Annotated in this window: 14 protein-coding genes and 1 other RNA gene; 10 read left to right on the top strand and 5 right to left on the bottom strand. The window is 54.6% G+C overall.

The genetic code is table 11. The features are described 5' to 3' along the window. The first annotated feature begins 31 nt into the window (after window positions 1-31). The 3 genes from rnpB to OSC10802_RS0110985 all read left to right on the top strand — a co-directional run bounded on the left by rnpB (window position 32) and on the right by OSC10802_RS0110985 (window position 3,472). Window positions 32-431: RNase P RNA component class A (gene rnpB, locus OSC10802_RS45005), an RNA gene on the top strand. A 92-nt stretch (window positions 432-523) separates the two neighbouring features. Next, on the top strand, window positions 524-1,342 hold the full coding sequence (gene rnc, locus OSC10802_RS0110995) for a ribonuclease III (RefSeq protein WP_017716823.1): 819 nt from the start codon (window positions 524-526) through the stop codon (window positions 1,340-1,342). A 1,074-nt stretch (window positions 1,343-2,416) separates the two neighbouring features. Then, on the top strand, window positions 2,417-3,472 hold the full coding sequence (locus OSC10802_RS0110985) for a Gfo/Idh/MocA family protein (protein WP_017716822.1): 1,056 nt from the start codon (window positions 2,417-2,419) through the stop codon (window positions 3,470-3,472). Window positions 3,473-3,506: 34 nt separating this feature from the next. Here OSC10802_RS0110985 and OSC10802_RS0110980 read toward each other — a convergent pair whose 3' ends face one another. Beyond that, window positions 3,507-5,516 carry a hybrid sensor histidine kinase/response regulator gene (locus OSC10802_RS0110980; RefSeq protein ID WP_017716821.1) on the bottom strand — a complete coding sequence of 670 codons (2,010 nt, stop codon included), beginning with the start codon at window positions 5,514-5,516 and terminating at the stop codon, window positions 3,507-3,509. 48 nt (window positions 5,517-5,564) lie between these two features. On the opposite strand from OSC10802_RS0110980, the gene OSC10802_RS55535 reads away from it, so the two are divergent. The 4 genes from OSC10802_RS55535 (at window position 5,565) to OSC10802_RS47545 (ending at window position 12,595) form a co-directional block, all read left to right on the top strand. After that, window positions 5,565-5,696 (top strand): hypothetical protein, encoded by a 132-nt coding sequence (locus OSC10802_RS55535; RefSeq protein ID WP_255349130.1) that lies wholly within the window; start codon window positions 5,565-5,567, stop codon window positions 5,694-5,696. 595 nt (window positions 5,697-6,291) lie between these two features. Continuing rightward, window positions 6,292-6,567, top strand: a complete 276-nt coding sequence (locus OSC10802_RS49485) for a hypothetical protein (protein WP_155967567.1) — start codon at window positions 6,292-6,294, stop codon at window positions 6,565-6,567. Window positions 6,568-6,807: 240 nt separating this feature from the next. Next, window positions 6,808-7,986 (top strand): GNAT family N-acetyltransferase, encoded by a 1,179-nt coding sequence (locus tag OSC10802_RS0110965; RefSeq protein WP_017716819.1) that lies wholly within the window; start codon window positions 6,808-6,810, stop codon window positions 7,984-7,986. An 802-nt stretch (window positions 7,987-8,788) separates the two neighbouring features. After that, window positions 8,789-12,595: a Calx-beta domain-containing protein gene (locus OSC10802_RS47545; protein WP_017716815.1), complete on the top strand. Its 3,807-nt coding sequence runs from the start codon at window positions 8,789-8,791 to the stop codon at window positions 12,593-12,595. Between the two features lie 419 nt (window positions 12,596-13,014). Here OSC10802_RS47545 and OSC10802_RS0110945 read toward each other — a convergent pair whose 3' ends face one another. Next, window positions 13,015-13,911: an Hpt domain-containing protein gene (locus tag OSC10802_RS0110945; RefSeq protein ID WP_017716814.1), complete on the bottom strand. Its 897-nt coding sequence runs from the start codon at window positions 13,909-13,911 to the stop codon at window positions 13,015-13,017. A gap of 357 nt (window positions 13,912-14,268) precedes the next feature. After that, window positions 14,269-14,919, bottom strand: a complete 651-nt coding sequence (locus OSC10802_RS0110940) for a hypothetical protein (protein WP_017716813.1) — start codon at window positions 14,917-14,919, stop codon at window positions 14,269-14,271. Window positions 14,920-15,190: 271 nt separating this feature from the next. Here OSC10802_RS0110940 and rpsD point away from each other — a divergent pair, with 271 nt between their 5' ends. After that, window positions 15,191-15,799 carry a 30S ribosomal protein S4 gene (gene rpsD, locus OSC10802_RS0110935; RefSeq protein ID WP_017716812.1) on the top strand — a complete coding sequence of 203 codons (609 nt, stop codon included), beginning with the start codon at window positions 15,191-15,193 and terminating at the stop codon, window positions 15,797-15,799. A gap of 67 nt (window positions 15,800-15,866) precedes the next feature. Here rpsD and moaA read toward each other — a convergent pair whose 3' ends face one another. Further along, complete coding sequence (moaA, locus tag OSC10802_RS0110930; RefSeq protein ID WP_026098371.1) at window positions 15,867-16,856, bottom strand: GTP 3',8-cyclase MoaA; 990 nt, start codon at window positions 16,854-16,856, stop codon at window positions 15,867-15,869. A 1,103-nt stretch (window positions 16,857-17,959) separates the two neighbouring features. Here moaA and OSC10802_RS44225 point away from each other — a divergent pair. Beyond that, on the top strand, window positions 17,960-21,064 hold the full coding sequence (locus tag OSC10802_RS44225; RefSeq protein WP_052334299.1) for a sensor domain-containing protein: 3,105 nt from the start codon (window positions 17,960-17,962) through the stop codon (window positions 21,062-21,064). A 403-nt stretch (window positions 21,065-21,467) separates the two neighbouring features. Next, window positions 21,468-24,047 carry a tetratricopeptide repeat-containing S1 family peptidase gene (locus OSC10802_RS39615; RefSeq protein WP_017716809.1) on the top strand — a complete coding sequence of 860 codons (2,580 nt, stop codon included), beginning with the start codon at window positions 21,468-21,470 and terminating at the stop codon, window positions 24,045-24,047. A 710-nt stretch (window positions 24,048-24,757) separates the two neighbouring features. On the opposite strand, the gene OSC10802_RS0110915 is transcribed toward OSC10802_RS39615, so the two are convergent. Beyond that, the gene (locus OSC10802_RS0110915; protein ID WP_017716808.1) at window positions 24,758-26,263 is read right to left on the bottom strand and encodes an MFS transporter; all 1,506 of its coding nucleotides are present in this window, start codon (window positions 26,261-26,263) and stop codon (window positions 24,758-24,760) included. Window positions 26,264-26,851 lie beyond the last annotated feature (588 nt).

Here is a 26,851-nt window from a genome sequence, read left to right as displayed (position 1 = left end):
CACACCCTGTGCAATAAACTGGAACTAAGGAGAGAGTAAGCGCTGGCGGTTGCGGGCTGGCTTTATGCCGGTCTGAGGAAAGTCCGGGCTCCCGAAAGACCAAACTTGCTGGGTAACGCCCAGTGCGGGTGACCGTGAGGATAGTGCCACAGAAACATACCGCCGATGGAGTGGGAGCGGGTTCGCCCCGCCCCTACTTACAGGTAAGGGTGCAAGGGTGCGGTAAGAGCGCACCAGCAGCGTCGAGAGGCGCTGGCTAGGTAAACCCCGGTTGGGAGCAAGGTCGAAGGAACGACGGTTGGTCTTTTACCGGTTCCGCCCATGAGTGCCGCTAGAGGCGTCTGGTAACAGGCGTCCCAGATAGATAACTGCCTTCAAAGGCTGAGTTCAGCCTTTGAAAACTGAACCCGGCTTATGACTTGCTCTCTCCCTTTTTCAATTTTTTGGATGCTTTGTTCAGAATTGGCATTTATCAGATAAAATTTGAAATCTCAGCTCTAAAATCTCAACTTAAAAATCCTCAATGGCGCTTACTTATCCTCACCGGCAGCAACAGTTACAGAAATTCACACAAAAATTGGGGCTCCCAGAGGGAGTGCCAGTGAAGTGGGATCTGCTCGACTTGGCGCTGACTCACCCGACTGCTTCACCGAATGCCAATTACGAGCAGCTGGAGTTCGTTGGGGACGCTGTGGTGCGTCTGGCAGCGGCTGAGTTTTTATTAGAAACCTATCCCAACTGTTCGGTGGGGGAATTTGCGGCAATTCGCTCTGTGCTGGTCAGCGACCGCACTCTGGCTACTATAGCAGAAAGTTATGGCTTGCAGCGCTATTTGCTGGTTTCCGCCAGCGCCGCCGGTGACGCCGCCGGCTGTGAGTCCCGTCTGGCTGACTCTCTGGAAGCTGTGCTGGCGGCGCTTTACCTGAGCACGCACAACCTCGATCTGGTGCGCCCGTGGCTGGACTCTCACTTCCAGCAGCGCGCGGCTGAAATCCGCACCGATCCCGCTCGCCAAAATTACAAAGCCGCTCTCCAGGAATGGACTCAAGCTCGCTACAAGGCTTTGCCGGTGTATCAGGTTGAGGAAACCAAGCAGGTTCACGGTGACGCCCACCGGTTCACCGCTGTAGTCTCCCTCGACGGACGCCGGCTCGGTGAGGGAACGGGGCGCTCCATTAAAGCCGCTGAACAAGCCGCCGCCCGAGAAGCTTTTTTGTCCCTGTCCCAAGGCGAAGCTGAAAATTTCACCGGCTCCCTCGGCTCTCAAACCCCGCGCCTCCCCTCCGAGAGCCCCAATCCCCGCCGCCTAGTCCCTTCTAAAGGCAGTAGCGCCCGCTCTTAATTGGTGATTGTTAATTTTTTGTAAATTGACTTGCCAACTTTTTTGTTTTTTGTCACTTCTTGACCTTCACCTCCCACTCATGGTAGTCTTCTTAATAATGGGGTGGGCGCGCAAATTATATTAGCAGTCAGATTCCCAATCTTAAAGAGTACCATGCGGAGCGGTCAAGGAATCTAAAAACTTGTTAAAGTTTGGGCCCGGGGGCCGAGGGCCGGCCAAAATTTGTTAAGAATTGTCACAAAAAAGGGGCCGGCAGAGAGAGGGGGGCTTGCGCTGTTCACCGGCTCGTGCTAGTGTTAAGCAGTCAGGGTGGAGTGTGAGCAAAAATAATATTTTTAGACAGATTCCCACTGTTAAATAATACCACACCTAGCGGTCAAGGAATCTAAAAATTTGTTAAAGTTTGGGCCCGGGGGCCGAGGGCCGGCCAAAATTTGTTAAGAATTGTAGCAACAAAGAGAGGGGGGCTTGCGCTGTTCACCGGCTCGTGGTAGGGTGAAGTAGTAAGGGTGGAGTGGAAGCCAAAATAATATTTTTAGACAGATTCCCACTAATAAAGAGTACCATGCCTAGCGGTCAAGGAATCTAAAAACTTGTTAAAGTTTGGGGCCGGGGGCCGAGGGCCGGCCAAAATTTGTGAAAAATGGGCAAAAAAAAGGGGCCGGCGGAGTCAGAGAGGGGGGTTGCGCTGTTCACCGGCTCGTGGTAGGGTGAAGTAGTCAGGGTGGAGTGGGAGCCAAAATAATATTTTTAGACAGATTCCCACTATTAAAGAATACCACGCGGAGCCGTCAAGGAATCTAAAAACTTGTTAAAGTTTGGGCCCGGGGGCCGGGGGCCGGCCAAAATTTGTGAAAAATGGGCAAAAAAAAGGGGCCGGCGGAGTCAGAGAGGGGGGTTGCGCTGTTCACCGGCTCGTGGTAGGGTGAAGTAGTAAGGGTGGAGTGGGAGCCAAAATAATATTTTCAGACAGATTCCCACAATTAAAAAGTACCATGCGGAGCGGTCAAGGAATCTAAAAACTTGTTAAATTTTTTGCGCCGCCGCCAGAATTGAAAAAGAAAAATTTTGTAAATGTCCAAACAAACCGGCATAGCGGTAGTGGGGGTGGGGCGATGGGGCGTCCACCTGGTGCGGAACTTCCTGAAAAATCCGCAAGCGAGAGTGGTGGCTGTGGTGGATCGAAACCCGGAACGCTTGGCAGCACTCAAGGAGCAGTTGGAGTTCGATGCCGGTGTGGTGCTGGCGGCAGACTGGGAGCAAGTGCGGCAAATGCCGGCAATTGAAGCAGTGGCAATCGCCACACCGGCATCCACCCACTACCATCTGATTGCCGACGCCCTCCAGCAAGGCTACCACGTTTTGGCAGAAAAACCCTTAACCCTGGACCCGGAGGAATCCCAGGAACTGTGCCGGCTGGCCCAAGAGCAGCACCGGCAGCTAGTCGTTGACCACACCTACCTGTTCCACCCAGCCGTCGAGCGAGGGAAGCGGGTTATCCAAGAGGGACATCTGGGAGAATTGAGGTACGGCTATGCCACTCGCACCCATCTCGGGCCGGTGCGCCCCGATGTGGACGCCCTGTGGGACTTAGCCATCCACGACATTTGCATCTTCAACAGCTGGCTGGGAGAGACGCCGGCACAGGTGGGAGCCACCGGCACCATTTGGCTGCAAAGCAATTGGGAGGGATGGAGCGGGGGAGAGCATTTTCCCCGGGGTTTGTCCGACTTAGTGTGGGTGACGCTGACGTATCCGAGCGGCGTGCGGGCATTTATCCACCTGTGCTGGAGCAATCCAGACAAACAGCGGAGGTTGGCCATTGCCGGCAGCCAGGGCACCTTAATATTTGACGAGATGTTAGCGGAGGGTGCCCTCACCCTGCAGCGGGGACAGTTAGAGCGCACCGGCGACCAGTTTATCCCAGCCGGTCAGAGTCGCGAAGCGATCGGCGTAGAGCCGGTAGAGCCCTTAGCGCAGGTGTGCCAGCACTTTCTGGACTGCGCGCGCAGCAACACCCCCTCGCCGGTTTCCTCGGGAGCGACAGGCGTGGGACTAGTGCGAACTCTCAGCGCCTTGAGCGAATCGGTCAACCGGGGAGGGGAGCCGGTGAGAATTGCGAATGCGTGAAGATTGAATTCTGAATTCATTTAAAATTCAAACTTCAAACTTGAAGCTTATCAGAAGACACCGGCAGCAGATCCAAAACCGGCAAACATATCTCAACCGTTGTCCCCAAGCCAGGGCCAGCACTGTGCAGGGTAATCGTGCCTTTCATAAGTTCCATTAAATTCCGCGAGATAGCCAGTCCCAAACCCGTACCCCCGTACTTGCGAGTTCTCTTGCCATCAACCATAACAAACGGTTGAAAGAGCCGGTGCTGCTGGCTCGGGTCAATGCCAATACCCGTATCCCGGATAGAAACAATCGCGTGCCGCTCATGAAAGGATGAGCCCGGTGCTGCGGCAGAGCCGTTGGCGTCACCGTTTCCCACCGGTTCGATGCGAGTGGAGATGGAAATCGAGCCGGTGTCAGTAAACTTGAGCGCGTTCCCCACCACATTGAGCAGGACCTGCTTGAGCTTGGCGGGGTCCGCTTCCACCGCAATCGGGGTTTGGCGTTTAGGAAAAATCAACTGCAAGCCCTTGTTTTGAATCTCAGCCGCCTGCAAATCGATAACTTCCTCGATCACTTTTTGCAGATCGACCGGCTCGAGAACCACCGACAGCGTGCCCGCTTCAATTTTGGCAATGTCGAGCACGTCATTAATGATCTCGAGCAAGTGAATCGCAGCGTCATCCGCCCGCTGCAAAAACTCCATTTCCTCTTCCTCGTCATCGCAGCAGTCGTCCCGCACCAGACGAATCGAGCCAATAATAGCGTTGAGAGGAGTTCTCAGCTCGTGGGACGTATTGGCCAAAAACTCATTTTTCAGTTCGTTGGCCACTTTCGCTTCTTTCCAGGCGGTTTCCAGCTCCTCCGCCCACGCCGTCAGACGCTCTACCATACTGTCTAGCGCCTCAGCCAATTGATTGAACTCCCGGATGCGAAAATTGTGGGGAACTCGGTCGAGAGCGCGTCGGGCTTGCACCCGCAGGGCGTAGTCCCCCAGCTGTTCGAGGGGGCGCGCTATATCGCGAGACAGATAGAGAGTGGCAAGCAGGTTAGCGGCGAGCAAGCCCAGGATCAGCGTTACCAGAACGTGCTGAATTTCTTCGAGCCCCGCCAGAGCATTGTCCAGACGGGTGACGGCCAAGACAATCCACTTTTTATTCCCATCCGCCGCCACTGGACTGGGGATAGCGGTGTAGCCAGCCAGCAATTCCGCGCCGCCGTCTTCAAACCCGAACAGGTGAATAAAATCCGTATTGCCGGCGAGCGCATTGCCCACAATCGCTGTGAGTCTGGCTTTGTCTTCCTCCTCCGAAACCTTGCGCCCCACTCGGCTGGCGTTGGGGTGAGCCAAAATGGTTCCATCGTGGTCAATCACCACCGTATAGCCAGACAGAGACCTTGGCTTATCCGTCTCGGGCTCGATGAGGGCGGCTTGAATCGTTAGGGCATAAACGAGCTGACCCGCCAGATCGTAAACCGGCGCACTTAAAACCAAGCTGAGCTGGCTTTCCCCGCTGGCTGGCCTATCCCCAGCCATCTCAGCCGGCTTCTCGGATGTCACCGGCGTTAGGGCGGTTATTTTTACCGCAGAGACCTCTGTAAAGGCGCTCTCGCGCACAGCGGGCCATACAGGAACAGCAGGCAAATCCAGCCGCTGATTGCCGCAGGAGCTCCACGCAATCTCGCCGGTCTGTAAAGAAGCCAGTTGAAGGCACTGAACCCGCTCGGGAAATTGTTGCGCCAGCTGCTCTAAAAATTGTTTGGATGCCTCTAGCGACCCTGACTCTAGGACTGCAGTTTGACTGGCACTCACCAGGCTCGCTTGCAGCCCCCCGACTGAATCTTGAATCTTTTCGCCCTTCCTGACCGCGCTTTCCGGCAAGTTTTGGCGGGCCGTTTCCAGCAGGCCAGAACGTGCCTTCCTGTAAGTCACGTACTCTCCCAACAGCAAAACCGGCACGCTCAGAAGCAGAATCCGCGACAGCAGGATGCGGCGAAATGAGGTTTGACCGAGAGCGGGCAAACCCAAACGTTTGTATAGACCGGACAGATCAGGCATCCATCCACCACTTTTTTATGCGCCTAGGAGTGAAATGCTGCTGCCAATATGGCAGGTTCAGAACAATTCTCACTTTACATCACGATTATAAGAGCTGCTAGCGTTTCAGTGCCGTTTCCAGGATTCACTCTCACCGGCTGGAGCAAGCGAGCGCATCTGGCACGAAACACCCCCCTCTAGGGCAGCACAGGCATTTTGCCTTTGATTGCTGAGGGCAATTTCTCTGCCCCAGATTTACTGCCCGCCCAGTTTCCTCAGACATATCTCTACCACACCTGGGGGAGCGTGTCAATCCCTCTGGGGTATAGTTTCCCGGCTGGCTGCCGGCTCGCTCCACCCCACCGGCTCTGGGTTTTAGGAACCGCCAAGACACAGAGAGCGCCAAGGGAAGAATAAGAAGAGCGGCTGTTAGGGCTGGCCATGACTGTTGGTTTACCGCTACCAAACATGAGCGTTATCGCCGAGTTCGCTCGTGGCAGGGGAAAAAAAGCGATTCCTTAGCTACCTTTGACAGCGGTGAAGTCATCCCCCCACGGGCTGAATTTGCTAAAAATCCCCCCGGCTAACCTGGAACAGCACCTTTGAAATTTGTTGTAACTTGAAAAATTAGAATAATGGCCACAAGTTCCTAGTCCCGTGCTAGGGTGAGTCTGCAAATATTGCAAACACTCCCCATTTTTACCCTGACTTTCTAGAATTTGTTACGGGTTTTAACTCCTGTATAAATAAAAGCTATCAGACGTTAAATCGACCTAAGACGACAGCAGTTCAAGCCATGATTTCTGGTGGAAAAATAGCCGGCTTCAGGCGTGCATCAGGTGCTGTTTGGCTCGCCGGCTTGTCAAGCGCGCACCTGCAAAAACAGGTGGCAGGAGGGGACGGCATCTTCTTCGCCACCGGCACTCTCAAAGGCGGTGGCACCAGCATGAGAGTTCCCGCTCCTGAACTGATAAAACAAAGAGAACAGCCCGGACTTGCCGGGACATATTTTTGCCTCCATAACCGCTCTCACTTCACCTACGAACCGCGTTTTTCTAGAGAAAAGATTTAAATTTCTTATTTAAATCATTAAAATATCTGCCAATACAAAATATTTTTAGCTGCTTATAAGTTTTTAATTCTCTCCAATCCCAAATCCCAAATCCCAAATCCCAAATCCCGGCAGATCGGGGGAGCCTTACCGGCTGAAACGGCACCGGCGCGATTGGGCTGGTTAATGCTGTCCTGCCCCAGATGCGCCTGATTAGATTACCCTAGATAGCGGAGATGCGCCCCGTAAATCATGAACCCTATGGTGGAACAGCTTTCGCCGAGCTATTCGGTAGCCTGGATTAACAAAATCGCTGAAGTCCCCCAAGCTGAGTGGGATGCCCTGGCTGTGCCGCTGAAAACTCCTTTCCTGGAGTGGGAGTGGCTAAACAATATGGAAACCTCCAACAGCGCCACGCCTAAAACCGGCTGGCTGCCGAATCACTTGACGGTGTGGCGCGACCGGCACCTGATTGCCGCCGCGCCGCTGTATATTAAGGGCCACAGCGCCGGCGAGTTTGTCTTTGACCACCAGTGGGCAGATTTGGCCAGCCGGCTGGGGATCGAATACTATCCCAAGCTGGTAGGCATGAGCCCGTTCACTCCGGCTGAGGGCTATCGCTTCTTGATCGCGCCCAATGAGAATGAGGATCAGCTGATCGGTTTGATGGTGAGTGCCATTGACCATTTCTGCACGCGCAACAGTATCTCTAGCTGCAATTTTCTGTTTGTCGATCCAGTCTGGCGACCCAAGCTGGAACGCCACGGCTTCACCAGCTGGCTGCACCACAGCTATATTTGGCAGAATCAGGGCTATCAAACTTTTGATGACTACTTGGCCGTCTTCAACGCCAACCAGCGCCGCAACGTCAAGCGGGAGCGCAAAGCGGTGGCAACCGCTGGCATCCGTCTCCAGACGCTCACCGGCGACGAGATTCCCAAACCGCTGTTCTCTCGAATGTACAGCTTCTACGAGAATACCTGCGACAAGTTTGGCTGGTGGGGGAGCAAGTACCTGACTAAACGGTTTTTTGACCAGCTTTTCCACTACCGGCACCGAGTGCTGTTTGTGGCTGCTTACAGCGAGCTCGATGACCGGCAGCCTGCCGGCATGTCCTTCTGTATCAACAAGGGCGACATGCTCTACGGGCGCTACTGGGGAAGCTACCAGGATATTGACTGCCTCCACTTTGACGCCTGCTACTACACCCCCATTGAGTGGGGCATCAGTCACGGCATCCAGACTTTTGACCCCGGTGCCGGTGGACGTCACAAAAAACGTCGCGGCTTCCCAGCCACCCCCAACTACAGCCTCCACCGGTTTTACAATGCCCGTTTGCTCCAAATTCTCCGCTCTTACATCAGCCAAATCAATCAAATGGAGCAGCGGGAAATCGACGCCATTAACCAAGAGTTGCCTTTTAGCCACCGCACTTCATAACTCCTCTCTCTTCCCCGCTTGGGGAACTTTTCCACTATCCAGCTCGTCTTTAATGTTTTTGGCTTCTAACAGACCATTCTTTTCCCCAGACAAAAAAGCCCAGATTCCCACGCGCAGGCAACTCTAAATATTAGGCAAATTTTGGCATTCCGAAAAGTTTTATAACATTTAAATTGCTTATACAGTAAATTGTTGCATCGCTGACGTTTGAGAGCCGATCTCTTGACGGCAGCGGGCGGTGTGAATTTTTATAAATCCGGCAAAACTGGCAACCTTGCGAGATGGGTTTTTCATGAATTTAAATACAGGCGTTCCAGTTGAGATATCCCGCCCAGTTATATCACTTCCGCAAGCACCGGACTTTCAATTCTTATACAGAGCCCCTTTAAAACAAAGATTTCCTGCATTTTATCAGCATAAAATACAGCCGTAAATGATATCAGCATTTCGGGCGGAAGCAGAGCCAGTGAATATGTCAGTCTCAAAAATACCACCGGCCAGCAAAAAGCTCGAAGATTGTCAGGTTAAGGCTGATTGCAGGGAGGCTGGGCTAAAGGCTGATGATTTGACCGCTGGCAGGGGGCGGCGTTGGCGCGCAGATGACCTGAAGCGAACTAAATGTTTTTCATTCAGGAAAAAATATTTGTTTGGGATGCGGGGGCTCGCACCTGTTCGCTGCGGCTAAGTTTCCGAAGATTTTCGGACGCTGGAGAGTGATTGGTTTTACCCCTCAAGCGGGTATCCTTTCACCATATAGGTGGAAACACGGAAAATAGCATTTCAGCAGTTAGGAGCTTTTAAAATGTCAACGATCAGCGGTTCATCTGCCGGAGACTTTATCGATCTCTCTAGTAATACCGTGCAACTTCAAGAAGGAGACGATACGGTCATTGGCTCGAAAGGAAATGACAATATCAGCGGAGGCCCGGGAAATGACAGTATAAGTGCCGGTGCGGACGCAGACCAAATTGCGGGGGATGAAGGCGACGACGATCTCAACGGCGAAGATGGCAGCGACAGCATTGATGGGGGTCAGGGCAACGATGTGGCCAAAGGGGGCAGGGATAATGACCTGATTGCTGGGGGTGCCGGTGACGACATCCTGCTGGGCGAAGACGGCGACGATTTGCTCAGTGGCAATCTTGGCAAGGATGTCCTCTCTGGCGGTGCGGGGAATGATACGTTGGGGGGAGATGAAGACGATGACCTGCTCTCTGGCGATGCCGGTAATGACCTTGTGCTCGGCGGCACCGGCAATGACACCGCTGAGGGTTCAGAAGGAAGCGACCTGGTGTTTGGCGATGCCGGTGATGACCAGCTAAATGGCGGCACCGGCAGCGACACCCTCAATGGGGGCAGTGGGGCGGACTTTTTGCGGGGGGACCCAGATAACCTCCAAGAAAACAATCTCGACCTCGGCGCTGACGCTGCCAACCTCGGCGGTGTTTTTAGAGATCTCCTCAATAACGATTTTCTGGTGGGCGGTGCCGGGAACGACACGGCGTTTGGCGGGGTTGGGAACGACCAAATCCAGGGCGACGAGGGCGATGACTTCCTCAATGGGAACCAGGGAGACGATATCGTCGTTGCCGGTGATGGCAATGACAGGGCCCAAGGTGGCCAGGGCAATGACGTGCTATTTGGCAATGCCGGTGAAGATATCATCTCGGGTGACAGCGGTAACGACACTGCCTCTGGCGGAGAGGGGAACGACCAAATCTTCGGCAACCAGGGGGATGACCTACTCAACGGCAACCAAGGCGACGATAGCGTTTCTGGCGGTCAGGGCAACGATATCCTATACGGAGGTCAAGGCAATGACCAGCTGTTTGGCGACTTGGGTGATGACAGACTCTGTGGCGATCTCGGTACGGACACCCTCAGCGGCGGCGCTGGAACCGACAAGTTCATCATTACCAAAAATGGCGGTGGCACCACTTTACAAGATGCTGACTTAATTACTGATTTTGCCGACGGCACGGATTTCATTGAATTAGGGCCCGATCTCACCTTTGAGGATCTGGACATCTCTCAGGGCACAGGGGCTTCCTCCACCAACACCATCATTAAGCACAAAACCACCGGCGAGTTTTTGGCTGTCTTGCAAGGGATTAACGCCAGCGCCATAACTGTGTCGGATTTCGTTGTGGCCGCATCGCCATCGCCAGCGGCAGCACCTATTAATATATTGGTTCCCATTCCGAGCCCTGACACAACAGGCGGGGGCACTACAGGCGGCGGCACCACCGGCGGCGGCACCACAGGCGGGGGCACTACAGGCGGGGGCACCACCGGCGGGGGCACTACAGGAGGCGGCACTACAGGAGGCGGCACCACAGGCGGGGGCACTACAGGCGGGGGCACTACAGGCGGCGGCACCACAGGCGGGGGCACAACCGGCGGGGGCACAACCGGCGGGGGCACCACCGGCGGCGGCACTACAGGAGGCGGCACAACCGGCGGGGGCACCACCGGCGGCGGAACTACAGGAGGCGGCACAACCGGCGGGGGCACTACAGGAGGCGGCACAACCGGCGGGGGCACTACAGGAGGCGGCACAACCGGCGGGGGCACTACAGGAGGCGGCACAACCGGCGGGGGCACTACAGGAGGCGGCACCACCGGCGGGGGCACTACAGGAGGCGGAACTACAGGAGGCGGCACCACCGGCGGGGGCACTACAGGAGGCGGCACCACCGGAGGGGGCACTACTGGGGGCGGCACCACGGGAGGTACAGCGCCTAAACCCGGCACCTTTGAGTTTGCTCTGAGCGCGTTCAAAGTCAGCGAAGGCGATCCGGAGGGAGCAGGTACAGTCACCATCAGGCGCACGAACGGCACTGAGGGAACCGTGAGTGTCACAGTGACACCGAGTAATGGGACGGCCACAGCGGGAGAGGATTACACTGCCGGACTGATCGCAGTCACGTTTAACTCGGGCGAGGCGTTTAAGAACGTCAGCATTCCGATTCTGAACGATACGCTTTCCGAGGCGAATGGCAATGAGAGCGTTATCTTAACCCTGAGCAACCCCACCGGCGGGGCGACGCTCAACAGCGCCGCCGGCACCGCCATCCTGGAGATAGAGGACGATGACAATCCGGGCAAACTGGAATTTGCCGGCTCTACCTTCCGGATCGCAGAAGACGGCACGGTGCTGGCAGATATCAAAGTCAAGCGCACCGGCGGCAGCAGTGGAGCGCTCAGCGCCGGCATAACCCTGGCTTCGGGGGCTATCAACCCTGCGACTGCCGGTGTGGATTTCAACAGCGACATGACGATTCCTGTCTCCTTCCAGGCAGGGGAAAGTGGGGAGAAGGCGATTAGCATTCCCGCCGGCACAATCATCGACGATCCTGCGATCGAGGGGCAGAAAACCGTTCAGCTGAGGTTGGGGAGCCCCAGCGTTCCTGACACCATCGGGCCGGTGAATACTGCTACTCTGGAAATTGAGGACAATGACCTGCCGACGGTGCAGATCGAGGCCACTGACCCCCAAGCTGCTGAAACACCTGCTGGCACTCCCACGGAACCGCCGGCAATTCCTGCCAATCCAGGCCAGTTTACGATCACTCGCTATCTCGCAGGCGGGATAACTCCAGACACCAGTGAGACTCCTCTGACGGTGAGTTACACCCTAGATACCTCCGCCGGCAGTACAGCGATTAATGGCACAGACTACACCGCCACCCCCGCCCTCACCGGCACCATCACAATCCCGGGCGGCAGCGCCACTGCGACGATTGACATCAACGTGATTGACGAGCAGCTCAACGAAGGGGATGAGGGGGTGACTTTGCGCCTCAATCCCAACCCCGAAACTTACAATGTGGGAACCGCCGACAGCGCCACGGTAACGATTGCGGACAATGATGTCGATACGGTAAAAATCACTGCCATCGATGCGGAGGCAGCCGAAGAAGGTCTGGATGCGGCTCAATTTCTCGTGACTGTGATCAATCCGATTACTGGAGCGGAAACTGCCGCGAAACAGGATTTGACCGTGAAGTACAGCGTCGGCGGTTCAGCCACTCCGGGTAGCGACTACGACGCCCTGACGGGTTCAGTGACGATTCGCGCTGGGCAGACCACTTCTGCCCCGATTACCCTTACCCCCCGGGAGGATAGCATTGCCGAAGAGGATGAGTCGGCGATCCCGACTCTAACGCCTGACACAACCTATAACGTAGACCCCCACAACAGCAGTGCCACCATGACAATTGCTGACAACGAGCAGGCGACGGTGATTATCCTAGCCACTGACGTGCGAGCTTCGGAACTTGACCCGAATACTGGCAAAGCCGGTACTGGCGAATTTCTCATTCAGCGTCTTGGGAGTATAGGCGATTCGCTGACGGTGAGTTACACTATTGACCAGACGGCGAGCAATTCCGCCATTCCTGGCACTGATTACGTGGCGCTTTCCGGTGCTGTGACGATTGAAGCGGGGCAGCGCGAGGCTTATGTGAAGATCGAGCCAATTAATGACACCGGCTCTGAACCAGAACCAACCTATGACCGGGTGGATTTGGTATTGGGTCAGAGTGCGGGTTACATATTGGGGGATCTCACCACTGCCTCAGTGTTTATCCAAAACAACGGCATATAATACCGAGTGTGGGCATGGCTCATGGCTCATGGCTCATGGGCCATTATTCTTTCTTCTCTTGGCGCTCTTGGCGTCTTGGCGGTTCCTTCCCCTTACCACAAAAAGCGGTTAACCTGCAGGGTGTGAGCTGTTAGGCTTTTAACCTGCTTTTTCGCTGTGTGGGCATAACCTCCAGATAGCCTTCGTAGGCTGCTGCGGGAAACGAAATAATAGAGGAATGAAGTGCGAATTAAATGTTGTTAAAGGTCCGGCTTAGATTACGACATTAGACCTTCAGGGCAGGCGGGACGCCTGCCCTACGTCTCTAACTCGCAGGACAGACCTTCTCTAGGACTATCATGTCCTAAACTAACGGTCTATTGCTATAAGAATTAAAAATTAACACCCAAAACAATTTTTAATTCTTAATTCCTCGTTCCTTACTTGATGGCTTTGCGGAGTAACTCAACTAGCTGGGAGAGTTGCTCTCGATTAAAAGTCTGGATCAGGGTTTGCGCTGCCGCCTTGGGCTCCGCAACCACCAGGATTTCCTTGGCTCCAGAGGCCGGTGCGCCGGCAGCCAGTTGCTGCAAGCTGTAACTGGCAGCAATTTCGCCGGCTTTCCCGATAACCACTAGATCGCTTGCTTGCTTGAGCTCTTTAATCACAAAGGGAGCGAGGATGCGATAGGAGTGCTGCGGGTGAGAAATAGCCCGCTGAGCGGTTTTGACGAGAGCGGGCCAAGTTTCGGCACCGGCATCCAGCTGGGCCAGTCCGGCGCACAGGGCCACAAGCTGTTTGCGGTTGGCGGGGGTTTCTTTTTCTTTAAACAGCTGCAACATCTGTTTGAGGACGCCGATTGCCCGATCGCCAAAATTTGCGCGTGCCTGACTGTTCGCCTTGGCCGGCTCTGCGCCACTCACCAAACTGTTGAGGTAATCCTGCAGCTGGCCAAAAATCGGCTCTACCTTTTGCACGACTTGCTCTCCCTCTTCGTCCCGCAAGCCAAACGGGCCTTGGAGGCGTTCCAGCAATTCTTCCAGGGCGTCAAAACCCTTTAAAAATAAGGTCTCTATTTTTTGATCGACCTTAACTTGATTTTCCTTGAGGATCTTGAAACAATCCTCCAGCCGGTGGGCGGTTTTCTGAATACTGCCGAAACCGAGCATGGCCGCACCCCCTTTGACGGAGTGTGCGGCGCGAAACAGTTCATTAACCCTTTCTTGATCTGCTACAGTGGCTTGTAAATCTAACAGTCCTTTTTCGATGGTATCGAGGTGTTCTTTGGCCTCTTCAAGAAAATAACCCAAAATTTGCTGCTGCTTCCCCGAATCCACGGCAGTTCTCCCCTTCGTGACAAATCTCTCCTCTCACGTTTTAGCAGAGAGTTGAGCTCGATGAGTGCAGTAATCTAACTGAATTGCCGCCTCACTTTTTTGGCTTTGGCAGAGCGCGAACGGGTTGTGAAACTGTTTCTGGGCTTTTCCTGTAGGGGTTCGGGCCTCCTTCTGGCGAGTGCGCCCCGCCCCACCCTGCCGGTCTAGCGCCGCAAGGCCAGAAAATAACCGCCTGTCACCTCCTCCCCCTCTCGCCCCTCTCGCCCCTCTCAAGCTTTTTTCCTTCTGAGTGCGTCGGTGCGCAGTCGTGCGCTTGCAAGCTGCATCCCTATCCTAGCAACCGGCACTGCTGCCGGCTCACGGAGAAGGTTGGGGAGTGGCCGGTGCGGGCGCTGGTGTGGCAGGGGGTGCCGCCGGCAGCTGATTTTGCGGCACAAAGCTGGGGTCGAAGTTGCTAATCCTGTCCCCGGCGTCAATGCAAGCCGCCATTGCTTGAGCGGGAAGCACCTGCAGGCTGCGGCTCAAACCGACCACGCACTGAGAATAGCGCTCGGGCAGCAGGCTGCGCCGGCAGTTATCCAGTACGGCACTCGCCATAGAGGCGTCAGTTTGTTTGCTGATATTCACCACGCAGGTGGCGAGTTCCTGTGGCCGGCGCACCCGCTTGCAGCTGTCAAGGGCGTCTTGTGCGCTGATATCAGTCCTGCCATTAATTTTCACCGCGCAGCTGGCCAATTCCTCTGGATGGAGGGCGCTGCCACAGCTTGCTGATATCGTTTCCGGGGCAATGCCGGCTTTTAACAGTCTGGAAGCGCACTTTTCGTAATTATTCCCGCTCGCTGCCGCCGCTGGCCCCACCGGCAGCGCCCACGCCAGCCAGCCTGCCGCTGCCACCTGCAGGGCACAAAAGCGCAGCAGTTTCAGTCCCGCAACCGGGATGAATTCCCTGACTCGCTTTTGGCACAGGCTTCCTGCTTGTGATTTGTCCGAGGGCTCTTTCCTCCCCATGCGTCACCGCCTGCAAACTACGATTTTCTTTATCTCTATCACATTAGGACGAATCAGTCAACCCCCTGCAGGGGTGTGGATTCTAACCCCTCACTCCGCCAGAGGGCCAGGCGAGCGGGGGGAGCCGGTGTCTTGTCCGGCTGGGGGTGCGGTCCTGCGGTCAAGGGGTTCCCACTCTTGTTTGAGCTTAACCCTTGGAAAACGGAATCAAAAAGCTATATACTAGTATGTCTGGCAAAAATTTCAGCAAAGGATAGAGAGAGGAAATTACATGTCGCGATATCGAGGCCCGCGCCTCAGGATTGTGCGCCGCCTGGGTGATTTGCCCGGTCTGACTCGCAAGACGGCCAAACGAGCTTATCCACCAGGCCAGCACGGCCAAAACCGCAAAAAGCGCTCAGAGTACGCCATCCGCCTAGAGGAAAAGCAAAAACTCCGTTTCAACTACGGTCTGTCGGAACGGCAGCTGCTGCGCTACGTGCGCAAAGCTCGCCGAGTCACCGGCTCCACCGGCTCGGTGCTGCTGCAGCTGCTGGAAATGCGGCTGGACAACACCGTCTTCCGTCTGGGAATGGCTCCGACGATTCCGAGCGCTCGCCAGCTGGTCAGTCACGGGCACATAACCGTTAACGGTCGCTCCGTCAACATCCCCAGCTACAGTTGCAAACCCGGAGACGTGATCGCCGTCAGAGATCGGGAAGCTTCCCGCAAGTTAGTGGAAACAAACCTGGCGAACCCGGGTTTGGCAAACACGCCGAGCCATCTGGAGTTTGACAAAAACAAACTCGTTGGCAAGGTTAACAGCGTCATTGAGCGCGAATGGGTGGCGCTGCAGGTTAACGAGCTGCTGGTGGTGGAATACTACTCACGGCAAGCCTAGGGATTTTAGATTTGCGATTTTAGATTTTACATCGGTAAAAATGGAGAATCTAAAATCTAAAATCGGTTCAGCCGCCAATTTGGGACATGGTGCGCGTGTAGGTGCCGGTGGCCGTGCCAGAGTCACGCTGCTTGAAGTTAATCTCTGGTTTGATGGCCAGCAGCTGGCGCACCTTCTCCCGCAACTCGGCAGGGCTAGCACCGGCTCGCAAGGCGGTTTTCAAGTCAAGTTGGCCTGTTTCATTGAGCAGGCAGGGTCGCAACCAGCCGTCTGCGGACAGGCGCATGCGGTTGCAGCGATCGCAAAAGCATTCTGACATCTGGCTGATAAATCCCAGGGTGCCTAAAGCGCCGGGAATCTGGAATACGTCGGCAGGACCGGCACCGGTGACTCGCGACTCCACGAGTCCCATGGCGTCGCGAATTTTTTGCCGCAACTCGGCAGAGGGCACCCAACCGCAACCGGCAAACATCTGGCTGTTGCCAATGGGCATGAATTCAATAAACCGGACGTGCCAGTGCCGGTCAACCGTCAAAGCGGCTAAATCGAGGACTTCGCTGTCGTTCACCCCCGGAATCACCACGACGTTCAGCTTCAGGGGGTCAAATCCCGCCCGGTGGGCGGCCTGAATTCCCGCCCAGACTTGTGGCCACCGGCTGCGCCCCTGCTTGCCGGCAATCAGGTCAAAGGTGTCTGGATTGAGGGAGTCGAGGCTGATGTTGATGCGCCGCAAACCGGCACGATAGAGATCCTCCGCCATCGGGGCGAGCAAAAATCCATTGGTGGTCATGGCCAGGTCTTGCGTTTCGGGGAAGGCGCTGACGCGGCGCACCAGCTCAACCACTCCCTTTCGCAGCAGCGGTTCGCCGCCGGTGAAGCGAAACCGTCTAAACCCCACCGGGATGAACACGTCTCGAATCAGGGCCAGCAGTTCCTCATCCCGAAGCAGATTCTGCTTGAGGATATAGTCGATCTCTGCCCCCTCTGGCATGCAGTACAGGCAGTTGAAATTGCACCGGTCGATGAGACTGATGCGCAGGTAATCTACCACCCTCACGGCTTTTTCCTCACCGCTTGCGCCAGTCTGACTGCTGCTGCCAGCCTCACTGGAAGCTGCTAGAGGCTGTTGGCTGACCGGGCTGGCTGTGGCCAAAGCGGCCTTGTTTTGAAGGGAACTGAACATGGGCGGCTGCGAGGATTTTAGATATCTTTACAGAACATGTTAGCGAATGCCACACCAAGTGTGACTTCACTCTGTCACGCCGGCCCGTTGATGGCCTTCCAGGACTGGCGCGGCAACGTATTAAAAATTAAATCTTAACCATTCCAAAAACTTATGAGTTAAGCTTTCAAACTCATTGCGGTATTCCCCTGACCTGTGTTATTGATGCCGGTCAAATTTTTTGAGAGAAAGAGCGATCGAGAAGCAAGAAGCAAGAACCAAGAACCAAGAACCAAGAACCAAGAACCAAGAAAAGTTCTTCCTGGGCTAAAGCCCCTCACTCCTCCTCTCCCCAGCTCCCCCTCTTCTACGTCCAAACGCCGAAACTTAAGAAAACACAAAGAAACTCGGGTCGCGGTCAAATTAAACCTATAATAAAGACATTTGAATGAGGCTAGCCAGAAGGTCGCTGCCTGCGGAGCTGACCACCTGATTGCAAAAGTCTCTACATAACTCCGAGCGTCGCAGCGCTCGTGCTAAAAAACCTGTACGCATTGAGACTGGAAGCGTGAGAGGAGAGTCTGGCAACAGATCCCAACGGCAGCGGGACTGGAGAAAGTCGGAACTCTGAAATATGAAATTAAATTTTCACATTTCACACCTGACACTTCTCTACTAGCCTCTAGCTTGACGCCCCTACAATTTTTTGAGGGTGTTGCCCTTGGAGGGGGGTTGAGAAGTTAGCCCAAATGCTGGCGCAGACCTGTGGAATCGAGCCCTCAAGAAAGTGGCATGTAAAAGCTGCATTAATTCCATGCAGTAGATTCATAAATTTAAATTTTTGTACAATAAACTGCTAGCTCAAGGAGTCAAGAGAGAATTTAAATAATTAACGGCCCGCTTTGCTCTCAAAACTCAAATATTTCAGCGCCATGAGCTACACCTGCTTTCCAGCAGGGTTGAGAAGGGATATTTCCAGGGGCAGGTACGAGGATACAATGATAGAAAGACAAATGCCAGATACTAAAACCGATAAATTTGCTACACCGCGCCCGGTTCAAATATTTGAACCCGGGCTGGAAGAGGCATTTGAAGATATCACCCGTTTAGCTGTAGGGGTGTGCGAAGCAGCAATTGCTCTGATCTGCCTGGAAGATGGCCGGCGGTATTGGTTCAAGTCACAAGTCACCGCCGACGTCCCGGAAATCGCCTGCCATGCTAGCACCTGCCCTCGTTTCGACCAGCTATTTGACGGGGGGAGGAACTTCCTGCAGGCTAGGGAGAGGGCGGACAGTGCCGGCAATCTCCTTTATTTGCAAGTTGAACCCCCTCCAGGGGAGAGCGATCTCCTGTTTTGCGCCGGATACCCCTTAGTGACGGCCAAAGGTGAGATTGCCGGCACCTTGTGGGTGATGGACAGAGCGCCCAAGCAGCTTGGGAAAGCGCAGGCAGAAGCGCTGCTCGCCTTGAGCAGGCTTGCCGCCGCCCAGCTGGAGCTGAGGCGTAACATAGCTGATTTATCCCTTAATTTAACAAAAATTAAGCGAAAAGAAAAGATAGGGCGGCTGGCGGAGCTGTCGCTGGAGGCGGCAGCCGGTGCGGTCTTTTGGATCGGGCCCGATGCCCGAATCCTCTACGGAAACGAAGCAGGCTGCCGGTTGCTGGGCTACAGCCGGGAAGAAATCCTCGACCTGAGTGTGTGGGACATCAACCCAGACTTAAACCCCCTGGCCTGGACGGATCACTGGCTCACCGTCAAACAGCGCGGCGAACTCACCCTTGAGTGCCAGCACCGGCATAAAGATGGCCAGATAAAGCCGGTGAGACTGCAAGTCAATTATCTGGAATGGGAGGGACAGGAGTGCCAGTGCGCCTTTGTCTGGGATATTACGAATTGTGGGGCGAACCCAGACATGAGGGAGCCAGAGTCTGCCTGTGAGGCGCTGCGAGCTTCAGAAGCGCTGCACCGGCTCACCCTGAGCAACGTAACAGAGGCAGTCTTCATCACCGATGACACGGGCACTTTTACCTTTATCTGTCCCAACGCCCAGCAGCTGTTCGGCTACTCCGTCGAAGAGGTGAGGGCGTTAGGCAACATCTCCAAACTGCTAGGAGAGAACCTCTTCGAGCGCTCGCTGCTGGAAACGGCTCTGGCAATTGAGAATATCGAGCGACAGGTAAAAAACAAAGCCGGCAAGGAACTGACAGTGCTGGTAAATGTGAAGCGCTTCTCGATCGCGGGGGGGACAGTGCTCTACAGCTGCAGGGACATCACGGAGCGCCGGCAAGCGGAAGACGCCCTGTATGAGGAGAGAGAGCGCTTCCGGTTGCTGGTAGACAGCGTCAAGGACTACGCCATTTTCATGCTAGACCCGGTGGGACGGGTTGTCAGCTGGAACGCCGGTGCTGAGCGGATCACCGGCTATCTGTCCTCTGAAATTATTGGCCAGCATTTTTCTCGCTTCTATACCAGTGACGAAATCCAGCAGGAAAAGCCCTGGAAAGCCCTGAGAGTGGCGGCGATCGCAGGCCGGCTCGAAGAGGAGGGCCTTCGGGTGCGCAACGACGGGTCCCGGTTTTGGGCTGATGTGGCCATTGCCGCCCTGCGAGACCAGTTCGGCTATTTGCGGGGCTTTTCCACCGTCATCCGCGACACCACCGAGCGCAAGCGGATACAAGAACAATTGTGGCTGGCGGCGTTTTATGACTCCCTGACCGGCACCCCCAACCGCGCCTGGCTCACAGATCGCCTGTGGGATGCGGTCGAGGCGTGCCAGCAGCGCCCAGATTACCGGTTTGCGGTGCTCTTAGTGGATTTGGATCGCTTCAAGCTGGTCAATGACAGCCTCGGGCACAGCATTGGAGACCAGCTGCTGGTTGCCTTTGCCCACCGGCTCTCGACCTATTTGGCACCGGGCAATACCGTGGCGCGTCTCGGTGGCGATGAGTTCGCCATCCTCCTGGAAAATATCAGAGACATCAGCGATGCCACCGGCGTTGCGGAGCAGATCCACGCCTTGCTGAAGTCCCCTTTCCACCTCAACGGACACGAGATTTTTACTACCGCCAGCATTGGCATTGCCTTTTCAGAACGCACAGCAGAGAGTCCAGACGGCACAAGTCACCCCTCACTCAACTATGAGTGGCCACAAGACCTTTTGAGGGATGCCGATACCGCCATGTATCGCGCTAAAGCTCTAGGGAGAGCCCGCTATGAAGTGTTTAACACCGGCATGCACCTCCGTGCTGTGACGCGATTGCAGTTGGAGACTGACTTGCGGCGAGCTATTCAAGACAATTTAGAATTCTCCATTTTGAATTGTGAATCTAGTGAAAATCCTAACTGCAAAATTCCCGAGTCAAAATTATTGCTTCACTACCAGCCGGTCGTGTCGCTAGAGACGGGGAGGATTGCCGGTTTTGAGGCACTTGTGCGCTGGCTGAACCCAACGAGAGGCTTAGTCTCACCGGCAGAGTTTATCCCCATCGCAGAAGACACCCACCTGATTCTCCCCCTCGGGCAGTGGGTTTTGCGCGAAGCTTGTCTCCAGCTGCGCCAGTGGCACGAGCAATTCCCCTCTCTCTCTAATATCACAATAAATGTGAATCTGTCAAGCCTGCAGATCGCCGCGCCAAATCTGGTTGAACACATTGATAATATTTTGCTAGAAACAGGTCTGGATGTCAGCTGTTTAAAACTGGAAATAACCGAAAGTGCGCTCATGGAAAATGCCGCTGCGGCCACGGAGGTTCTGGAAGAGCTTAGAGCCAGGAATATCCACCTTTGTGTGGATGATTTTGGCACCGGCTATTCTTCTCTGAGCTATTTACAAAAATTGCCGGTGAGTACCTTAAAGATTGACCGTTCTTTTGTCAGCATGCTGGGCGCTGATAGCGATAGTTCGGAGATTGTGCGGGCGATTGTGATGTTGGCGCACCAGTTGAAAATGGATGTGGTGGCGGAGGGTGTGGAAACCGAGGAGCAGCTTTTGCAACTTGTGTCGCTGGAGTGCGATTGCGGACAGGGATACTTTTTTGCCAAACCGCTGGACAGGCAAGCTGCTGAGGCGCTGCTAGCTTCAAATCCGCAGTTTAGTTTATAAGAAACCGGGTTTCTTCTAGAAACCCGGTTTCTGGACAACACCGGCACTGCGAAGGAGCCGGCGCTTCTCAAGTTTAGATTCAGGTGGATATTGACAAGTTTCTCAAAAGTGCGCCGGTTGTGGGATATTGAGAGTTGGGGACAGGCGGGAGGCCGGTATCACTCCCAGGGGGGATGGCCTCTCGGGACAGGCGGGAGGCCGGTCCTACGTCCTAAAGGGGGAACGACGTAGCGCAGGCGTCTCGCCTGCGCTGTCCTACGTCCTGCGGGGGGATGGCGTTGGAAGGGACAGGCGGGACGCCAGTCCTACGCCTTACGGGGGGACGACGTAGCGCAGGCGTCTCGCCTGCGCTTCCTAGGGAAGGGTGAGATTGTAAAATTGTGAACACTATATATATAAAGAGATGAATCGAAATTCGCTAATTTGGATTGCTGCTTTTGGACTGTTCCTGCTACCGGCATCGGCAATGTCTCTGGGGGGATGCGCCCCCCAACCGGCAACTTTGGAGCAAGTCGCCGCGCCTCTATCCGAGGAGGAGTTGCAAAAGCTGGCGGCATCAATTACAGTAAAGGTGCTGGCAAAAAATGGGGCGGGTTCGGGGACGCTGATCGGCAAGCAAAACGGGGTTTATACGGTGCTGACGAACCAGCACGTCCTGACACCGGGACAGCCGTATAGCATCGGGACGCAGGACGGCAAAACACACACGGCATCGGTGGTTAAAAAAGCCGATTTTCAGGGGAAGGATTTGGTGCTGCTGGAGTTTCCGGCGGCGGGAGAGTATGCGGTGGCGGCGCTGGGACACCGGCGCTCTTTTGCGGTGGGGGATAAGGTTTTGGCGGCGGGGTTTCCGTTTGACTCGGATCGCCTGGTTGTGAGTGCCGGCAAAATCGAAATGTTACCGGATAAGGCATTGCGGGGGGGCTACCGCATCGGGTATACTAATGATATCCAGCAGGGGATGAGCGGCGGGCCGGTGCTAAACTATTTTGGTGAGGTGACTGGCATTAATGGCGTGAGTGCTTATCCGATTTTGGCGGATGCCTACCGATTTGAGGACGGTTCCCGCCCCAGCGAGGCGCAGTTGCAGCAGATGAACCGCTTGAGTTGGGGGGTGCCGGTGGAGATATTGGCTGAGGTAGCGCCTGAACGGGTGGGAAACATCGCGATTCCACCCCTCACCGGCATTGCAGGGGAGGTGAACAAAAAAGCCGCAGAGATTACGGTGCGGATTGATGGGCAAAATGGGAATGGTTCGGGGGTGATTGTTGCCAAGCGGGGGAAGACTTATTATGTCCTCACGGCTGATCATGTGGTGGAGAAGGAAGGGAAATATCAGGTTGTGACGCCGGATGGGGCGAGGGTGCCGGTGAACTATGGCACGGTAAAAAGACTGGAGGGAGTGGACTTGGCGGTGCTGCAGTTCCAGAGCAACGAAACTTACTCCCTGGCGACTTTGGCAAAGTATGATATAAAAGAAGAATCTTGGGTTTTCGTCTCTGGGTGGCCGGGTGCAAAAGGCGCGATAAACCCCTCCCGGCTGTTTACCGGTGGACTGGTTTTTAGTAAAGAAAGGGGGGCTATTAATGCGAAAGACTCTTCGTCTTTAACGAGTGGTTACGAGCTAGTGTACACCAATATTAGTCAACCCGGGATGAGCGGGGGGCCGGTATTGGATACTCGCGGGCGGGTGATTGGGATTAACGCCGCTGCGGAAGGAGAGATAACCTATCAGCTAGGTTACAGTTTGGGTGTGCCGGTGACGACATTTATCAGTTTAGCAGAAAAGGCGGGGATAAAGCCAGAGTGGTTGAGCGTGGAGACATCCGCACCTCCGTCACTCAATGAAGGAGAGATAGCTTCAATACGCGCGGCTTTATTTACTCTAGAAAAACCTGCCAGCGGTGCGAGCGAAACGGATTGGGTGAATTATGGCAATCAGTTGTGGCGGGTATTTCGCTTCGATGAAGCGGTGAAGGCTTTTGACGAAGCAATTAAAATAAAGCCAAACTTATATGCAGCTTGGTACGCACGCGGATTGGCGCTGAGATGGCAGGATAAATATCAAGAAGCTTTGGCATCTTTTGACAGAGCGACTCAAATCAAGCCAAACTTATATGAAGCTTGGCGCGAGCGAGGTAATGCGCTTTACGACTTGAACCGATACCCAGAGGCGCTGGCATCCTTTGATAAGGCAATTGCCATCAACGACAAAGATTCTGTCCTTTATATGTGGCGAGGAGAACTGCTGCAAGAATTAAAACGCTATCCAGAAGCAAGAGATGCCTACAGCCAAGCCATTGAACTCAAGCCTCACCCGTTAGCCTACTACAGCCGGGGTTTAGCCTGTTCTGCCTTGGGAGATAAAAAGGGAGCAATTGCCGATTACACTAAAGCCATTGAACTCAAGCCTGACTTTGCCGAAACGTACTACAACCGGGGTAATGCCCATTATGCCTTGGGAGACAAACAGGGAGCAATTATTGATTACAGCAAAGCCATTGAACTCAAGCCTGACGATGCCAAAGCTTACTACAACCGGGGAAATACCCGTGATGACTTGGGAGACAAACAGGGAGCAATTATTGATTACAGCAAAGCCATTGAACTCAAGCCTGACGATGCCGAAGCCTACAACAACCGGGGTGTTGCCCGTGATGACTTGGGAGATAAACAGGGAGCAATTATTGATTACAGCAAAGCCATTGAACTCAAGCCTGACGATGCCGGTGCCTACTACAATCGGGGTTTAGCCCGTTTTAACTTGGGAGATAAACAGGGAGCGATTGCCGATTACAGCAAAGCCATTGAACTCAAGCCTGACTATGCCATTACCTACTACAATCGGGGTGTTGCCCGTTCTTTCTTGGGAGATAAACAGGGGGCGATAGAGGATGCACAAAAAGCGGCAAAACTTTTCTGCGCTCAAGGGCACCCTCAGTGCCAAAGAGCACAGCAACTCCTCAAACTGATTCAGCAGTAACCTGTCACACAGAGCAGAGTCAGCCAAAGCGCCTTAACTCCCGACTGGTGCGGATGGCTGATTGCAGATAAATTGCCCCTCACTCTATCTCGCCACGCGCCACGGGGGGTGAACCCGGCACCCAACCCCATCCCCGCTGGCGCGGAAAGGGCTAAGAGATCGTGTGCCGGTGTGCGGCCCAACTACAAACCTTCCGGCTGCCGGCATTAAAGGTTTTTGGGCTAAAGCCCAACTACAAACCTTCCGGCTGCCGGCATTAAAGGTTTTTGGGCTAAAGCCCAACTACAAACCTTCCGGCTGCCGGCATTAAAGGTTTTTGGGCTAAAGCCCAACTACAAACCTTCCGGCTGCCGGCATTAAAGGTTTTTGGGCTAAAGCCCAACTACAAACCTTCCGGCTGCCGGCATTAAAGGTTTTTGGGCTAAAGCCCAACTACAAACCTTCCGGCTGCCGGCATTAAAGGTTTTTGGGCTAAAGCACCGGCATCAACCCGATACTTGGACCTCCGAGCTCGAACGATGGACCTCCGAACTCGAACGATGAACCTCTGAGCTCGAACGATGGATCTCGGAGCTCGAACGATGGACCTTCTACAGACGCTTCTCCCCCTCCCCGCACGCGGGGAGGGGGTTGGGGGGTGGGGTTCCTCTCCACAAAGTATGCCGTTTTCCTATGCGTAAATAATCACCGGCGCGAATTGCCGGCACTCCCTATTTCAGCGGTTGCAACACCGGCACCGGTCGCGGCTTCCAAACAAACAAAACCCGCAGCAACTGCTGCAGCGACGGACGGCGCGGTTCTTTGACAAAAACCAGCGGCGAAATCGCAACCACTCGCACGATAGTGGCAAGGATAAACAGCCCGCTAAACCCACCGGCACTCTCGGCGAGAAAACCGCCGGCAGTCGTTCCCAAAGCACCGGCAATTCCAGCCGCCGCTGCGGCAACCCCAAAGTAAGCCGAGGAGGAACGCGCCGGCGCTATTTCCAATTGAATATTATTATTACACAGCTCAATCACCCCCCAACCGCCGCCGCCGATCAGGTGTATCAGCACTAGCCACGGCCAAACGCAACCGGGGTGAGTGCTGGCACCCAGGTAGAGTGCGGGAATCGCCGCCACCCCAAGGCACACGCCAATAAGCAGGGGGCGATTCCCCAGCCGGTCGGCCAATTTGCCAACTCCCAGCAGCACCAGCAGCCTCGCCGCCGCACTCAGGCTATTATAAAGCGATACCGAACTCACATCCAGCCCCAATTCTTCAAGCATGTACATATTAAAGAAAGGAGCGCTGAGGTTAACGGCAAACGTCCACAAGCCAAAGTAGAGCAAAAAGATCAGGAAATTGCTATGCTTAAAAATATCCAGCAGTGGGAATCGGGAAGACACTTCACTCGGCTTGCTTTCGGTGGCGATTTTCCCGCCCGACGCCGGCAAAAGCGGGTTGACATCCGTTATAAAGAGCTGGCACGCCAGACTGAGCAGCCCCGCTAAAACGCCGACAAATAGCACCGCCCCATAGCTGTGTGCTGTGCCACCGGCTTTGGCAGACACCGCCAGTCCCATTAGCGGCAGGCACAGCAGGTTGGTCAAGGTGCTGGCGAAGTTGCGCAAGCCAAAATATCGCCCCCGCAGCCGGTGGGGGACCAGCGCCCCCATCCAGCTGAGGTAGGAGGCGCTGCCCAAGGCTAAGAGCACTTGAGCTGCTAAAATAATTCCCAGCGTGCACTGCACCAGCCGGTGCCGGTCAGTGCCGGTGCCGTCAAACACAGCCAGCAGCACTAAAACCAGCCACAGCAGGCGCGACAGACCGAACACCAGCAGATTGTACCATCGCCGGCTGCCGGTTCTGTCTGCAACGATCGCTCCCACCGGCTGCAGTAAGTTCGCAAGCATGGGAATGGAAGACACTAGCCCGATTTCCACGCTGGTTGCGCCCAGCTGCAGCAAGAAATTACTCAGCAGCACGCCGGTGGTGACGCTGGTGAAAATACTGGCAAAAACGCTATCGAGAGTTAAGGCTTTCAAGCTGGAGCGAATCTCAGCTTTGGAAATTCTCCCCTGTCTCTCTTGTGTCTCGGCTGCGGCTGCCAAATCGGAGGTCAAGGGGGGGTCGGAAGGCACAGCCGCAAGGGCAGCAGCGCTCGTTCCTGCACTTTCAGGCAATGGCAAAGATACGGGTTTGTCTGGGGCAATATCCGCCACGGATGTGAGCATATTGGAGCTAGCAACCTTTAATATTGTTTCCGGTTGGTTAGTTGATGTAGATGGGAAAATTTCGGAGTTCTACCGAGTTGAGAGGGACAGTATTTTTGACTCTAGCTGAAAAGGCATTCCAGCCGTTTTTTTCAATCCAAAATCCAAAATCCAAAATAGGCAACCCACTTTTAGATATAGCACTAGGCGCTTAGGTTAGGACGTTGGACAGGCGTTCCCTCAGATGCCTGTCTCTACGAGCAAGTGAGATCCCTTGTACTCAACTGACTGTCTACTGCTAGATCGCAAAATTATTGGCCGCAAATCCGACCGGCAGCCGGTCATTTGAGCCACAAAGTTTTATAGAATAGTGAAGGGGTCTTTCCAGATCAGGAGAATTTATTTAATCCTTTAATGGCGGCTGACTATTCACGCTTATCAGTAATTATTTTGAGGAAAAGTTACGCTATGTTTTCATTATTTTATTGATTGAGAAGCGAATCCCGCCTTTTCTACAGGGGAGAAGGTGAGCCCTGCCTATCTGGGTATTATTATTAATCGTAGAGGCACGCCTGTGAGGCAGGACACCAGCCAGGGGAAAGATAGATT

This window comes from Kamptonema formosum PCC 10802 (assembly GCF_000332335.1).
In the GTDB taxonomy this organism is placed as follows: Bacteria; Cyanobacteriota; Cyanobacteriia; order Cyanobacteriales; family Oscillatoriaceae; genus Oscillatoria.
The sequence above is the reverse complement of the archived record's forward strand: the minus strand, read 5'-3'. Positions and strand labels throughout refer to the sequence as shown.